Here is a 14,653-nt window from a genome sequence, read left to right as displayed (position 1 = left end):
AAGGACGGATACCCATGTCGAGCGATCTTCATCTCGCCGGGCTGCCGGCCACCATCGTGCACGACGAGATCGTGCCCGCCCGCGCGCCCTGGCTCTACCATGTTGCCAAGGGCCAGACGCTGCGCATCGTCGATCTGGAAGGCAACCAGGCGGTCGATTTCCTGCTCTATAGCGCGGCCGACGATGCCGAACGCTATTCTGCGCAGGATACCGTGGCGGCACAAGGCAACCTGTTCCTGCGCACCGGCACCGTGCTGCGTTCCAACGAAGGGCGCGCGATGATGACGATCACGGCCAGCGCGGTGGAATATCACGACACGATCGGCGGGGCTTGTTCGTGCGAATCCAACACCTTGCGTTATGGTCATCACACCAAGTCGCAACATGCCTGCGTCGAAAACTTCCTTGAGGCAAACCTTTGGGAAGGGCGCGGCAAGCGCGACATCGTTTCCAACATCAACTTCTTCATGAACGTGCCGGTGGAAGCCGATGGGTCGCTGGGCATTGTCGATGGCATTTCCGCGCCGGGCCTGACGGTGGACTTGCGCGCAGAGATGGACGTGATCGTGGTCGTGTCCAATTGCCCGCAGATCAACAATCCCTGCAACGCGTTCAATCCCACCCCCGTGCGCATGATCGTGGCCGCTGCATGATGTTCGATACCGTTCTCATCGCCAACCGCGGCGCCATCGCCACCCGCATCATCCGCACGCTGCGCCAGATGGGCCTGCGTTCGGTGGCGGTCTATTCCCAGGCCGACGAAGGCTCTGCCCACGTGGCCCTGGCCGACGAGGCGGTGTGCATCGGCCCGGCGCGCGCCAGCGAAAGCTATCTCAACATCCCCGCGATCATCGCGGCGGCCAAGGCAACCGGCGCGGGCGCGATCCATCCCGGCTATGGCTTCCTGGCGGAGAACGTCGAATTTGCCGATGCCTGCGCGGCGGAAGGGATCGTGTTCATCGGGCCGACGCCCGATAACATCCGCACTTTCGGGCTCAAACACAGCGCGCGCGACCTGGCCAAGGCCCATGGCGTGCCGCTGGCGCCGGGCACGGACCTTTTGACCAGCGAGGAAGAGGCAGTCGCTGCGGCCGCCACGATCGGCTATCCGATCATGCTCAAGGCCACGGCTGGCGGCGGTGGCATCGGCATGCGCGTGTGCGAGGGCGAGGCCGACGTGCGCGAGGGCTTTGCCACCGTGGCGCGCCTGGGGCAAAGCAATTTCGGCGATGCCGGCGTGTTCCTCGAACGCTACGTGCGCCGCGCGCGCCATGTCGAAGTGCAGATCTTCGGCGACGGCGAGGGTCGCATCGTCGCCCTGGGCGAGCGCGACTGCTCCCTGCAACGCCGTAACCAGAAAGTGGTGGAAGAAGCCCCTGCCCCGCTCCTGCCGCAATCTGTGCGCGAGGCGCTTTATGACGCGGCCATCCGCTTGGGCCAGGCGGCGCACTACCGCTCCGCCGGCACGGTGGAATTCCTTTATGACGCCGATGCCCAGGAATTCTTCTTCCTGGAAATGAACACCCGCCTTCAGGTCGAACACGGCGTCACCGAAGAGGTCATGGGGATCGACCTGGTCGAATGGATGGTGCGCGGCGGCGCGGGAGACTTTGCGTTCCTCGATACGTCGCCCACCGTGCCGAGTGGCCATTCGGTCCAGGTGCGGCTCTATGCCGAAGATCCCGCGCTCGATTACCGGCCCACTTCGGGCACGCTGACGGCGGTGGAATTTCCCGCTGACATCCGTACCGAAACCTGGGTCAGCGCCGGCACCGAAGTGAGCGCCTGGTACGATCCCATGCTCGCCAAGCTGATCGTGCATGGCCCCACGCGCGAGGCGGCGGTGGCGGCGATGCAGGAGGCGCTGGCACGCGCACGGGTCGACGGGATCGAGACCAACTTGCGCTGGCTGCGCCGCGTGGTGGCAAGCGAGGCCTTCGTCACGGGCGCCGTATCCACCCGCGTGCTCGACGCGATCACATTCGTGCCCGACAGTTTCCGCGTGATCAGCGGCGGCACGGCCACCACCGTGCAGGATTGGCCGGGGCGCCAGCACTTGTGGGCCGTGGGCGTGCCGCCATCGGGGCCGATGGACGACCAGTCGTTCCGCCTGGGCAACCGCCTGCTCGGCAATCCCGAAGGCATGGCGGGCCTGGAAATGACTCACACCGGGCCGACCCTGGCGTTCACCGCGCCGGCCCGCATCTGCCTGACCGGGGCCGATTTCGGCGCCACGCTCGATGGCCAGGCCGTGCCGCTGGGTGAGGCGGTGGACATTGCCGACGGGCAGACTCTGGCCATGGGCCGCACGCGTGGCGGCGGCATGCGCGGCTATCTGCTGATTGCCGGCGGGCTCGATATCGCGCCCTATCTGGGCAGCCGCGCCACGTTCGAGCTGGGCCAGTTCGGCGGCCATGCCGCGCGGCGCCTGGTGGCGGGCGATGTGGTTCATCTGGGCCAGCAGGATACCGCCGCGCCGCTGCCCGCCGTGGCCCTGCCCGCGATGGGCAACGAATGGACCCTGCGCGTGCTTTATGGCCCGCACGGCGCGCCCGATTTCTTCACCGATGAAGATATCGCCATGGTCGTGGGCGCCGATTGGCAAGTGCACTACAATTCCAACCGCACCGGCGTGCGCCTGATCGGCCCCAAGCCGCAATGGGCCCGCGCCGATGGCGGCGAGGCCGGGCTGCACCCGTCGAACATTCACGACAACCCCTATGCCATCGGTGCGGTCGATTTCACCGGCGACATGCCGATCATCCTGGGCCCCGATGGGCCGTCGCTGGGCGGGTTCGTCTGCCCCTTCGTGGTGATCGCGGCAGACCGCTGGAAGATCGGCCAACTCGTACCCGGCGACCGGCTCCGCTTCGTGCCGGTGTCCATTGCCGATGCCCAGGCGGCGGACGCGGCGCAACGCGCGCTGGTGGAAGACGGCACCGTGCCCGCTCCCCGCCCCGCGCGCGAAATCGAGACGCTTTCGCCGATCCTGGCCGAAATCGCCGCGCAAGGCGCGCGCCCGCGCACCGTCTATCGCCAGCAGGGCGATCGCAACATCCTCGTCGAATACGGGCCGATCACGCTCGATATCGAGCTGCGCATCCGCGTGCACGCCTTGATGACCGAACTGGAGCGCATGGCCCTGCCCGGCGTGATCGACGTGGTGCCCGGCATCCGCTCGCTCCAGGTCCATTTCGATGGCCTCGGGCTCAACCAGCAGGCGATGCTCGCCGCGCTGATCGCGGCGGAAGAGCACTTGGGCGACTTGGAGGATTTCACCATCCCCTCGCGCATCGTGCACTTGCCCTTGAGCTGGCGCGATCCGGCCACGCTTGAGACCATCCAGAAGTACATGGGCGCGGTGCGCGACGACGCGCCGTGGTGCCCGGACAACATCGAATTCATCCGCCGCGTCAACGGCCTGGCTGATGCAGCGGCGGTCGAGAACCTGATTTTCGAGGCCAACTACCTCGTCATGGGGCTGGGCGATGTTTACCTGGGCGCGCCGGTCGCTACCCCGGTCGATCCGCGCCATCGCCTGGTCACCACCAAGTACAATCCGGCCCGCACCTGGACCCCGCCCAACGTGGTCGGCATCGGCGGCGCCTATATGTGCATCTATGGCATGGAGGGGCCGGGCGGCTACCAGCTGTTCGGTCGCACCATCCAGGTGTGGAACACCCACCGCCAGACAGACGCCTTTATCGAGGGCAAGCCCTGGCTGCTGCGCTTCTTCGACCAGATCCGCTTCTATCCGGTTAGCGCCGAAGAGCTGGTGGAATGGCGCCGCGATTTCCCCACCGGGCGCCGTTCGATCCGGATCGAGCCGTCGGAATTCCGCCTGGCCGACTATCGCCAGTTCCTGGCCGACAATGCCGCCGAAATCGCCGCGTTCGAAGCGCAGCGCGTGGCGGCGTTCGATGAAGAACGCGCTGACTGGCAGCGGCGTGGCGAATTCGACCGCGTGACCGACCTGGCCGATGCCGATGCCCCGGTCGCCGGTAGCGTCGATGTGCCCGATGGCGCGGACCTGGTCGAGGCGCCGTTCGGCGGCAGCGTGTGGAAGCTGCTGGTGGCCGAAGGCGATGAAGTGAAAGCCGGCGATACCATCGCCGTGCTGGAGGCGATGAAGATGGAATGCGCGGTGGAAAGCCCCGGCAGCGGCGTGGTCGCCGCGCTCTACATGCAGGAGAAGCAGGCCCTGCAACCCGGCGCCCCGATGCTCGCGCTGCGGAGGCACGCATGAGCGCGCCGCGTCTCTCCGCCAGCAACCTGGCCGCCGCAGTCCACGATGGCGAAACCACCGCCCACGCGGTGATGGAACAGACCCTGGCGCGCATTGCCGCCTATGAGGCGGTCCAGCCCCAGATCTGGATCAGCCGCGCCGCGCCCGAAACGCTGCTGGCCAAAGCTGCGGCAGTGGACGCGCGCGTGGCGGCGGGCGAGCACTTGCCACTGGCCGGCGTGCCCTTTGCCGCAAAAGACAATATCGACGTGGCCGGCCTGGCCACCACGGCGGCCTGCCCGGCCTTCGCCTTCGATCCGGCGGCGTCGGCCACGGTGGTGGCGCGGCTGGAAGCGGCGGGCGCGATCTGCGTGGGCAAGACCAACCTGGATCAGTTCGCCACCGGCCTGGTCGGCACGCGCAGCCCCTATGGCATTCCGCGCAATGCCAGCAACCTCGCCTATGTTTCGGGCGGCTCCAGCTCCGGCTCGTCCATTGCTGTGGCGGCGGGCCTCGTGCCCTTTGCGCTGGGCACCGACACCGCCGGATCGGGCCGCGTGCCCGCCGCGTTCAACCACCTCGTGGGCATGAAACCCACCAAGGGCCGCTGGTCCACCTCGGGCCTGGTGCCGGCCTGCCGCTCGCTCGATTGCATATCGGTGTTCACGGCCGATACGGCCGATGCGCGTTTGGTCGATCATGTCGTGGCCGGCTATGACGCGGCCGATCCGTGGTCCAAGTCGCTGGCCGACAAGCCCATCGCTGGCCGGGTCATCGGCGTGCCCAAGCGCCAGCAGCGGCAATGGTTCGGCGACGCGGAATCCGAATATTGCTATGATCGCGCGCTGGAACACCTCAGCCAGATCGGCACGCTGGTGGAAATCGACTACGCCCCGCTGCAGGAAGCGGCGCAGTTGCTCTATGGCGGGCCATGGGTGGCAGAGCGCACGGCGGCGCTGGCCACGTTGCTGGCGGAAAACCCCGGTGCGATCGATCCCACTGTGCGCGCCGTGGTGGAACCGGGCTTGGACAAGAGCGCGGTGGAGTTGTTCAACGGCATCTATCGCCTGGCCGAATTGAAGCGCCATGCCGACCAGCTGTGGGACGAGATCGACGCGCTCGCCTTCCCCACCACCGGCACCGCCTATCGCGTGGCGGAGCTCGCCGCCGCGCCCATCGCGCTCAACAGCAACCTTGGGTTCTACACCAATTTCGTCAACCTGCTCGGCATGGCCGCGCTCGCCGTGCCGGCGGGCGTGCGCGCCAATGCCACCGGTTTCGGCATTACGCTGATCGGCCCGGCCGACAGCGACCGCGCGCTGCTTGACCTCGCCGATGCCTATCTCTCGGTGGCCAATTTGCCACCCCCACCCCCGCTCGATCTGGAGGGCAAGATGCAGACCGTGAAACTCGCCGTTGTCGGCGCGCACCTGAAAGACATGCCGCTGCACTGGCAGCTGGCCAGCCGCAACGCCACGTTCGTGGAAGCGACGACCACCGCCCCCACCTATCGCCTCTATGCCATGGCCGACAGTGTGCCGCCCAAGCCCGCGCTGATCCACAGCGAAGACGGCGCCGCCATCGCGGTGGAAGTTTATGAATTGGGCGTGGCCGAATTCGGCAGCTTCACCGTGGAAGTGCCCGCGCCGCTGGCCATCGGCACGGTGACGCTGGCCGACGGCAGCAGCGTCAAGGGCTTTGTCGCCGAACCGCGCGCGATTGCCGGGGCGCAAGACATCACCGCGCTGGGCGGCTGGCGCGCCTTCATCGCGCAGAAGGCCACGGCATAAAGTCCAAAAGCCTCATCCGCCACTTCGTCATCCCAGCCACCCACCCGTCACCCCGGACTTGATCCGGGGTCCAGCTTTCTTTCGGCGGCGGGAAAAGAAGAAGCTGGACCCCGGGTCAAGCCCGGGGTGACGAAGGTGGAGATCATCAGGGAGTATTCGCCGATGAAACGCTTGCTTACCGCTACGCTGCTCGCTCTTACTCCCTTTACCGCCCACGCCGCGCCCAAGCCGGTGGTGCTGCAAGTGCCCGGCTTTGCCGATTTCCTCGCGGTGGATGGCAACACCGTCTGGGCCACCAATCGCGGCCGCGTGGAACAATGGTCGCTCAAGGGCATGAAGGCGAGCGTCCCGCTCGCGCATCCCTGCGGGGGCATGGCGATTGCCGATGGCGCGTTGTGGGTGGCGAACTGCGCCGATCGCACTGTCAACCGCATCGATACCAAGACCGGCAAGCTAGTCGCGACTATCGCCACCGGCATTGCCAACCAAAAGGAAGGTGAACTCAACGTGGTGGCCGGCGCCGGCTCGGTGTGGATCGCCAGCGACCCCAAGGGTGTGGTTGCTCGCATCGACCCAGCCACCAACAGCGTGGTCGGCACCGTCGCGGTTGATCCGGGCACATGGTACATGGCCTTTGGCGAAGGCGCGGTGTGGGTGGTGAGCGCCCAGCAGCAAAGCCTGCAGCGCATCGATCCCGCAACCATGACCGTCACCGCGCGCACTCCGCTGGGCAACGCGCCGGGTTTCCTCGCGGCGGGCGAAGGCAGCGTGTGGGTGCAGGAACAGGGCGATGGCACCCTGGCGCGGATCGATCCGCAGACCGGCGCCCTGCTCGGCCGCGTCAAGGTGGGCGACAACCTCAAGTGGGGTGACATCGACACCGGCGAAGGCAAAGTCTGGCTGCGCACCACCGACGACCAGGTCTTTGCCGTGATCGACGCCAAGACCATGGCGATCGACGCGCGCGTGGGCAAGCCGGCCGGCAGCGGCGGCCTGCGCTTTGCCCCGCACGGCATCTGGACCTCGGCCCACGATGCCCACACGCTCACTTGGTGGCCAAAGCCCTCCGCTTACGGCAAGTAAAGCGTCAGCGCAGGCCCGCGATCAGCGCCAGGGCCTGCGCTTCGCTCACCACTTCGGCATATTTGGCCTGGAGATCGAACAGGTTGGCTTCGTGGGGAGCCAGGTGCCGGTCGCCACAGGCATCGGCCACCACGAAGGGCAGGAAGCCGTTCTGGCAGGCATCGAGCGCGGTGGCGCGTATGCAGCCTGAGGTGGAGGTGCCGCAGACCAGCACGGTATCCACGCCCAGCGCCGTCAACGTGGCGGCCAGGTGCGTGGCGAAAAAGGCCGAGGCGTAGCGCTTGGTGATCACCACATCGCCGTCCTGCGGGGCGAGTGCGGGAGGAAAAGCGCCAAGCGGCGAGCCCTTCTCGAACACCTTGAGCGCGGGAACCTTGCGGTAGAACACGCCGCCATCGGCGCCACCGGGCTGGTATTCCACGTTGGTGAAAATCACCGGCAGCCCAGCCGCGCGCGCCGCCGCCGTCATCCGCACCGCACTGTCGAGCGCAGCCTCGATCCCGGCATAGAGCGGCGAGGTGGGCTGGAAATAGGCTTCCACCAGGTCGATCAGCAAGAGCGCGGGGCGCGTGCCGAACGGCAACCGCCCATCGAAGGCGCCGGCATAGTTGTCGGCCAGGTCGGCTTCGTCCTTCGCCACGTCAAATCACCCCGCGCGCGGCCATATCGGCCAGCGCCGCATCGTCCAGGCCCAGCAGTTGCCCATAGATTTCGGCGTTGTGCTGCCCCACCTGCACCGGCGCGGGCCGTCGCACCCCGCCGGGCGTGGCGGAAAACTTGGGGAACGTGGACTGCATCTTGAGCGGGCCGAAGCGTTCGGTCTCGACTTCGATGATCGCTTCGCGCGCCTGGAAGTGCGGATCGTCCAACATGTCGGGCGCGCGATAGACGCGCCCTGCGGGGATCGAATGCGCGATCATCAGCGCGTCCACTTCGTCCATGGTCAGCGTCAGCGTCCAATCGTTGATCAGGTTGTCCAGCTCGGTCTGGTTCTCGCCCCGCGCCAGGTGCGTGGCATAGCGCGGATCGTCGCCCAGTTCGGGCCGCCCCATGGCCGTGGCAAGCCGCTTCCACAGCGAATCCTTGTTGGCCCCGATCATGAATTCCCCGTCCTTGCAGGAATAGACGTTGGACGGGGCAATGCCCTTGAGGATCGAGCCGGACCGCTCGCGGATCAGGCCCATGCGATCATATTCCGGCACCAGGCCTTCCATCACCTGCAGCACGCTTTCATAGAGCGCGGTGTCGATCACCTGGCCTTGCCCGGTCCTGTCCTTCACATGCAGCGCGGCCAGTACGCCCATGCAGCCATAAGTGGCAGTCAGCGTGTCTCCGATGGAAACGCCCATGCGGCTGGGCGGACGATCGGGTTCGCCCACGATATAGCGCCAGCCGCCCATCGCCTCGCCGATCCCGCCAAACCCGGCGCGGTCGGAATAGGGGCCGGTCTGGCCATAGCCAGACATGCGCGCGATGATCAGGTGGGGGAATTCGGCCAAGAGCACATCGGGCCCCATGCCCCACTTTTCCAGCGTGCCCGGCTTGAAATTCTCGATCACCACGTCGGCATGGGCGATCAGCCGCTTCACCAGCGCCTGGCCTTCGGGCACGCGCAAGTTGGCGCTGACCGAGCGCTTGTTGCGCGCGATCACTTCCCACTGCACCTTTTCGCTGCCCTGGCCCCATTCGCGCATCGGGTCGCCCGTTACCGGCGGCTCCACCTTGATGACGTCGGCGCCCATGTCGCCCAGCAATTGTCCGCAGAACGGGCCAGCCAGCAGCTGGCCCAGTTCCACCACGCGAATGTCCTGCAATGCACCGTTGTTCATGATCACTCCGCCGCCTCTGCATGCGGCCACACCGGCTGGATCGGCGCCGGCAGCCCGGTTTCCGCCTGGCAGGCCGCGCGCAGGGCATCAAGCCCCGGCCCGGTGTTGAACACCGGCAGGTCTCCGCCCCGGCCCTCGCGCATCTGCGCGCGCAGGGCAGCCGTGGCGGCTTCGTTCACCACGCCCCCATCATCGGCCACCACGCCATAGGCGCGTGCGCCCTTGGGCGTGACCAGCCCCTGCACGATTTCCTTGCCCACCAGCGCGGGATCGCGGTCCAGCGGATCGCCCCAGCCGCCGCCACCCCAGGTGATGAAGTGCAACTGGTCGCCTTCCGCCACCGCCACGTCTTCCACCTTGTTGCCTACGATCACCATGGTGCCGTCGGCCTTTTCCAGGATCTTGCGCGCACGCTTGCCCGGATCGCCGCCGTTGACGCCCCAGGGCGGCACGAACCAGCGGTCGTCGTGGATGGCAATCGTCCCGGCGCTGAGAAAGCGATAGGTCATGTGGATGCCGTTGCCGCCGCGATGCAGCCCCGCCCCGCCCGAATCCGGCTCGGTCGAATAGCGTTCGATGATCATCGGGAAATAGCGTTCCAGGAACTCGTTGGGCACGTTGGTGAACCCCGGCCACAGCGAATGGCCATCCGGCCCATCGCCCAGCGGGCGGCCGGGAATGCCGCCAAAGCCGATCTGGAACAGCTGGAACCAGGCATTGCCCTGGCCGGGCCGCGTATCGTTGCCCGAATAGAACAAGTGCGGGCTGGACGAAAAACCGGCGGCATTGAGGAACTGCGGCGTCTTTTGCCCCAGCAGCCCGCCCAGAATGTCGAAAATGCGGCCCAGCGCATGGGTGCGGCCCGAAAGCGCGGCGGGAAAGCGGGGCTTGAGCAGGCTGCCTTCGGGAATGCGCACGTCGATCAGGTCATAGAATCCGTCGTTGAACAGGATCTGCGGATCGAAGACCATGATCATGTAGATGCCGAAGAACATCTTGAACATGTTCTCGTTGAGATAGAAATTGATCGAGGCCACGCTCTGCGGATCGGTGCCATCGAAATCGAGCACGACCTTGTCGCCCTCGCGCCACATCGTGCACTTGATGCGATAGGGGCCAAAGCCCATGCCATCGTCGCAGATATAGTCTTCGAAGCTGACCGGTTCCTCGCTCACCGCCTGGGCCAGCAGGGTCTTCATCGCGCGATGGTTGCGCGCCAGCAATTCCTGCGTGGCCGAGACATAGACATCGTCGCCAAACCGCTCGGCCATCTCGACCACGCGGCGCGCGGCCACGCGGCACGAGGCAATCAGCGCATTGAGATCGGCCGCGCACCAATCGGGCTTGCGCGTCTGGTGCATCACCAGCTTCATCAGATCGGCGTTGTATTCGCCTTTCTTCCAGATCTTTACCGGCGGAATGCGCACGCCTTCCTCATAGATCGAGCGCGCGTTGATCGGCATCGAGCCGACGACTTTGCCGCCGATATCGCTCTGGTGCCCGAACATCGAGGTATAGGCGATCAGCCGCCCGTCCTTGAACACCGGCAACAACACCAGCCAATCGTTGGAATGGCTGATCGCGCCATCCACCGAATATGGATCGGACAGGAAGATCATGTCGCCGTCTTCCAGCGTGCCTTCGTAATTGGCCAGGAAGCCGCCGATGAAGCTGCCGAACTGGCCCACGATCATCTTGCCGGTATGGTCGGCAATCAGGGGAAAGGCATCGCCCTGTTCGCGAATGCCGGGCGACATGGCAGTGCGCACCAGCGTGGCATCCATTTCCACGCGCGCGTTGCGCAGTGCGTTCTCGATGATGTCGAGCGTGACGGGGTCGATCGCCACTTTGGCAAAGGGCGTCGGGTTGGTCTGAACGATTGTTGCAGGCATCGCTTTTCCCTTTCGTCAGGCCAGGTTGATCAGGATGTTGCCGACCTTGTCGACCGTGCCCACGCACCCGGTCTCGATCAGCGTGGTCGAATCCATTTCGCAGACGATGGCCGGCCCGGGGATCACGTCCCCCGCCTTCAACCGCGCACGGTCATAGATGACGGCGGCGTGTTCGGCCCCGTCCATCCACAGCACATGGTCGCGCACTTTGGCCGCCGATGGATCGCCGTTGCCCTGCTCCAGTTCGGCGGCGGGCAGATCGAGCGCGCGGCCCAGCGCCACCGCGCGCAAGTTCACGATCTCGTGCGGGGTATCCATGTTGAACGTGAACAGCCGCTTGTGCTCTTCGTCGAAGCGGGCGAGCACCCCGGCAATGCCATCCTCGGCCAGGATCTGCGCGGTGATCGACAGCGGCACTTCGAAGGCCTGCCCGGCATAGCGCACGTCGACTTCGAAACTCGTGGCAATCTCGCTTTCGGGCACGCCATCGGCCAGCAGTTCGGCCCGCACGTGCGCCGCCATTTCGTCCAGCACGGCCACCAGGTCATGCGCCGCCGTATCGCGCGCCAGGCGCGACCACGAACGCGCGGTTTCGGTGCGCATGCGCGTGGTGGCATCGCCCAGCGCGCAGAGCACGCCGGGGCTGACCGGAGAAACCGCCGGCCAGCTGCCCATCAGCCGCGCCACGGCATTGACGTGCAGCGGCCCTGCCCCGCCAAAGCCCATCAGCGCAAAATCGCGTGGGTCATAGCCCTGCTGCACCGAAATCATCCGCAGCGCGCCGAACATGTTCTCGTTGACGATGTCGATGATCCCGCGCGCGGCTTCCATCAGGCCAATGCCCAGCGCATCGGCAATGGTCTGCACCGCTGCCTTGGCGCCTTCCCGGTCCAGCTGGAACGTGCCACCCAGCAGGTTTTCGGGCAGATAGCCCAGCACCACGTTGGCATCGGTTACGGTGGGGGCCGTGCCGCCTTTGCCATAGGCGACCGGCCCCGGCACCGCTCCTGCGCTCTGCGGCCCGACCCGAAGGGCTCTGGTCAGCGCGGGAACATACGCGATGGAGCCGCCGCCGGCGCCCACCGTCTTCACATCGAGCGCGGAGGCGCGCACCGAAAGATGGCCCACTTCGGTGGTGCGCTGGCGGCGCGGCTCAAGATTTTCGATCAGCGCCACGTCGGTGCTGGTGCCGCCCACGTCAAGCGTCAGGATATTGCGGATGCCGGCATTGCGGCCCACCCAGATCGCCCCCGTCACCCCGCCCGCCGGGCCGGACATCAGGATGCTGACCGGGTGCTCCTCGGCCTTCTGCGCGCTCATCAGCCCGCCGTCGGACCGCAGCAGCGAGAGCTTGCCGGTCATCCCCTCGGCGGCCAGGCGGTTGCGCAAGTTGGAAACATACTTGCCCACCACCGGGCGCACGCTGGCATTGGCCACCGTCGTCAGCGTGCGTTCGTATTCCTGCATTTCCGGCAGCACTTCGTGGCTCAGCGAAATCGGCAGGCCGGGCAACACGTCGGCCGCGATCTGCCCGATCCGCGCCTCGTGCGTGCCATTGGCATAGGCGTTGATCAGGCTGACCGTCACCGCTTCCACGCCCTGCGCCTTCAGCTTGGCCAGTTGCGCACGCACATCCGCTTCATCGAGCGGGCGCACTTCCTGCCCTTGCGCGTCCATGCGGCCTTTTACCGTCACGGTGTCTTCCAGCGCGGCCAGCGGCTGCGGCTTGGGCCAGATGATCCAGCCGGCCAGGCCCCCGGGCACATAGCTGCGCGCGATCTGCATGATGTCGCGATAGCCTTCGGTCGTCACCAGGCCCACGCGCGCGCCCTTGCCTTCCAGAACGGCATTGGTGGCGACGGTGGTGCCATGCAGGAAATAGTCGATTGCGCCCGCGGCAATGCCCGCCTTGGCGCAGATCGCGGTCACGCCATTCAAGATGCCTTCGGAACTGTCGTGCGGCGTCGATGGCGTCTTGTGCCGCCAGAACGCGCCGCTGTGCGTGTCGAACAGCAGAAGGTCGGTAAACGTGCCGCCGACATCCACGCCAAGCCGATAACCCATCGTCCAACAATCCCTTCAAGAAAGCGTTTGTGCGTGCCGATGCTAAGGTATGTTCAAGCCTGCGCTGGCTTGGGGAACGGTGGCGCCTTGGCCACCATGCCGGGCAAAGTGCGGTCCATCACGCTGCCCAGCCAGTGGTTGGCCGCCACCAGCGCGGGCAGGTTCAGCCCGGTGCCGATCCGCGCGCGCTCCAGCATATAGGCCACGTCTTCGGTCGAAACGTTGCCCGCCGCGCCCGGCGCAAACGGGCAGCCGCCCAGCCCGCCGATGGCCGCGTCCACGCTGACGGCCCCCGCGCCGATCGCGGCCCAGACATTGGCCAGGCCGGTGCCGCGCGTGTTGTGGAAATGCACCCGCACGGGAATGCGCGGCACGGCGGCGCGGATCTTGCCCACCAAAGAGATGACATGCGCGGGATTGCCCACGCCGATCGTGTCAGCCAGGCCGATTTCCACCGGGTCTGCTTCTGCCAGTGCGAGCGCCATGGCCACAACGCGGTCTTCGGCCACTTCACCTTCGAACGGGCAGCCGAACGCGGCGGCAATGGTCACCTGCCCGGTCTTGCCCGCCTGGCGCGCCATGGCGATGATTTCCTGCGCGGCGGCCACCGAGCCGTCGCTGGTCTGGCCCTGGTTGGCCCTGGCAAAAGTGTCCGTCGCCACCGCAACCGCGCCAAGCTGGTCGATCCGCCCCGTATCGATCGCCCGCGCCGCGCCACGCGCATTCATCACCAGGCCGATATAGGTTACATCGTTGCGCCACGGCAGGCCGGCGCAGACCGCCTCGGCATCGGCCATCTGCGGCACGGCCTTGGGATTGACGAAGCTCGTCACTTCGATCCGCCGCGCGCCCGCCGCAATCGCCCGCTCCACCAGCGCGATCTTGTCGGTGGTGGAAATCAGGGTCTTTTCGTTCTGCAGCCCGTCGCGCGGGGAGACTTCGACCATCTCGACAGATTCTGTATACATTACTCGGCAGCCTCTCGCTGGTCCCGTTCCGCCAGCCCGCGATGCGCATCGGCATAGGCGTGATAGGCGCGCAGGATGTGCCCGGTCATGATCGCTTCCGCCCAGGGGCCATCGCGCCGGGCAAAGGCGGCGATCAATTCCTCGTGCTCGCCATAGGATCGATTGAGCGCCTCGCGGCCATAATGATGCGCCGTGCGCCACACCACCGGCTGCTCGATCAGCGTGGCAAGCAGCGCTGCCAGACGGCGCGATCCGGCCACGTCCAGAATTGCTGCGTGGAAATCCCGATTCGCGTCGAGAAACACCGCAACATCGGGCACCGGCCGGCGAATAGCATCGCCCAAGCGGTGATTCGCATCGCGAATCCGCGCAAGCGCCGCGTCCGTCATGCGTTCGGCCGCCCGCCGTGCCGCCTTGCCTTCCAACAGGGCGCGCAGTTCGAACGCGTCTGCCACATCGTCGATCGACCAGTCGGCCACAAAGCTGCGCTGGGTGTCGGTCCGCGTCACCAGAAGGTCGGATTCCAGCCGTCGCAGCGCCTCGCGAACCGGGGTGCGCGAAACGCCGCAGCGCTCGGCCAGGGCTTCTTCCGCAAGCTGCGCGCCGGCGGGCAATTCGCCCGACAGGATCATGCTGCGGATGGCCTCATAGGCACGGTCGGAAGCGCGGGACACAGCTTTCTCCAAATCCCCTGGTCTGGGCGGTTTATATCTTGACCTGCGGTATTTGTATACAATACTCTTTGTTTCCATCAAGCCGCGTCAGCCATGGGGGCACGAAAAAGACCGGCGGGTGACATCGG

The 14,653-nt window shown here is 66.3% G+C and carries 10 protein-coding genes; 4 read left to right on the top strand and 6 right to left on the bottom strand.

Features of this window, described 5'->3' with window-relative positions; translation table 11 throughout:
• Nucleotides 1-14 precede the first annotated feature (14 nt).
• The 4 genes from FHW94_RS17555 to FHW94_RS17540 all read left to right on the top strand — a co-directional run bounded on the left by FHW94_RS17555 (nucleotide 15) and on the right by FHW94_RS17540 (nucleotide 7,098).
• The gene (locus FHW94_RS17555) at nucleotides 15-653 is read left to right on the top strand and encodes an urea amidolyase associated protein UAAP2 (protein WP_168557124.1); all 639 of its coding nucleotides are present in this window, start codon (nucleotides 15-17) and stop codon (nucleotides 651-653) included.
• Nucleotides 650-4,246: an urea carboxylase gene (gene uca / locus FHW94_RS17550; protein WP_168557123.1), complete on the top strand. Its 3,597-nt coding sequence runs from the start codon at nucleotides 650-652 to the stop codon at nucleotides 4,244-4,246. The genes FHW94_RS17555 and uca overlap by 4 nt, the downstream gene beginning before the upstream one ends.
• Nucleotides 4,243-6,015, top strand: coding sequence for an allophanate hydrolase (atzF, locus tag FHW94_RS17545; protein ID WP_168557122.1), 1,773 nt, complete (start codon nucleotides 4,243-4,245; stop codon nucleotides 6,013-6,015). The genes uca and atzF overlap by 4 nt, the downstream gene beginning before the upstream one ends.
• A gap of 162 nt (nucleotides 6,016-6,177) precedes the next feature.
• Nucleotides 6,178-7,098, top strand: coding sequence for a YncE family protein (locus FHW94_RS17540; RefSeq protein WP_168557121.1), 921 nt, complete (start codon nucleotides 6,178-6,180; stop codon nucleotides 7,096-7,098).
• Nucleotides 7,099-7,102: 4 nt separating this feature from the next.
• Here the strand turns inward: FHW94_RS17540 and FHW94_RS17535 are convergent, their stop codons facing one another.
• The 6 genes from FHW94_RS17535 to FHW94_RS17510 are packed head-to-tail and all read right to left on the bottom strand — an operon-like array spanning nucleotide 7,103 to nucleotide 14,525.
• On the bottom strand, nucleotides 7,103-7,738 hold the full coding sequence (locus FHW94_RS17535; RefSeq protein WP_168557120.1) for an N-carbamoylsarcosine amidohydrolase: 636 nt from the start codon (nucleotides 7,736-7,738) through the stop codon (nucleotides 7,103-7,105).
• Nucleotide 7,739: 1 nt separating this feature from the next.
• Nucleotides 7,740-8,927, bottom strand: a complete 1,188-nt coding sequence (locus FHW94_RS17530; RefSeq protein ID WP_168557119.1) for a CoA transferase — start codon at nucleotides 8,925-8,927, stop codon at nucleotides 7,740-7,742.
• Between the two features lie 2 nt (nucleotides 8,928-8,929).
• On the bottom strand, nucleotides 8,930-10,819 hold the full coding sequence (locus FHW94_RS17525; protein ID WP_168557118.1) for a hydantoinase B/oxoprolinase family protein: 1,890 nt from the start codon (nucleotides 10,817-10,819) through the stop codon (nucleotides 8,930-8,932).
• A 15-nt stretch (nucleotides 10,820-10,834) separates the two neighbouring features.
• Nucleotides 10,835-12,883 carry a hydantoinase/oxoprolinase family protein gene (locus FHW94_RS17520; protein ID WP_168557117.1) on the bottom strand — a complete coding sequence of 683 codons (2,049 nt, stop codon included), beginning with the start codon at nucleotides 12,881-12,883 and terminating at the stop codon, nucleotides 10,835-10,837.
• Between the two features lie 53 nt (nucleotides 12,884-12,936).
• Nucleotides 12,937-13,851, bottom strand: a complete 915-nt coding sequence (locus FHW94_RS17515; RefSeq protein ID WP_168557116.1) for a hydroxymethylglutaryl-CoA lyase — start codon at nucleotides 13,849-13,851, stop codon at nucleotides 12,937-12,939.
• A complete protein-coding gene (locus tag FHW94_RS17510; protein ID WP_168557115.1) occupies nucleotides 13,851-14,525 on the bottom strand; it encodes a GntR family transcriptional regulator in 675 nt (224 codons plus the stop codon). Before FHW94_RS17510 ends, FHW94_RS17515 begins: the two co-directional genes overlap by 1 nt.
• Between the last annotated feature and the right edge of the window lie 128 nt (nucleotides 14,526-14,653).

It is taken from the genome of Novosphingobium sp. SG720 (assembly GCF_012275365.1).
Lineage (GTDB): Bacteria > Pseudomonadota > Alphaproteobacteria > Sphingomonadales > Sphingomonadaceae > Novosphingobium > Novosphingobium rhizosphaerae.
Note: the sequence above shows the minus strand (reverse complement) of the source record. Positions and strands in the feature narration are given on the sequence as shown.

Coding starts and splice junctions, on each gene's coding strand:
- FHW94_RS17515 (WP_168557116.1), bottom strand. CDS start 13,851: ATGTATACAGAATCTGTCGAGATGGTCGAAGTCTCCCCGCGCGACGGG.
- uca (WP_168557123.1), top strand. CDS start 650: ATGATGTTCGATACCGTTCTCATCGCCAACCGCGGCGCCATCGCCACC.
- FHW94_RS17520 (WP_168557117.1), bottom strand. CDS start 12,883: ATGGGTTATCGGCTTGGCGTGGATGTCGGCGGCACGTTTACCGACCTT.
- FHW94_RS17555 (WP_168557124.1), top strand. CDS start 15: ATGTCGAGCGATCTTCATCTCGCCGGGCTGCCGGCCACCATCGTGCAC.
- atzF (WP_168557122.1), top strand. CDS start 4,243: ATGAGCGCGCCGCGTCTCTCCGCCAGCAACCTGGCCGCCGCAGTCCAC.
- FHW94_RS17540 (WP_168557121.1), top strand. CDS start 6,178: ATGAAACGCTTGCTTACCGCTACGCTGCTCGCTCTTACTCCCTTTACC.
- FHW94_RS17525 (WP_168557118.1), bottom strand. CDS start 10,819: ATGCCTGCAACAATCGTTCAGACCAACCCGACGCCCTTTGCCAAAGTG.
- FHW94_RS17530 (WP_168557119.1), bottom strand. CDS start 8,927: ATGAACAACGGTGCATTGCAGGACATTCGCGTGGTGGAACTGGGCCAG.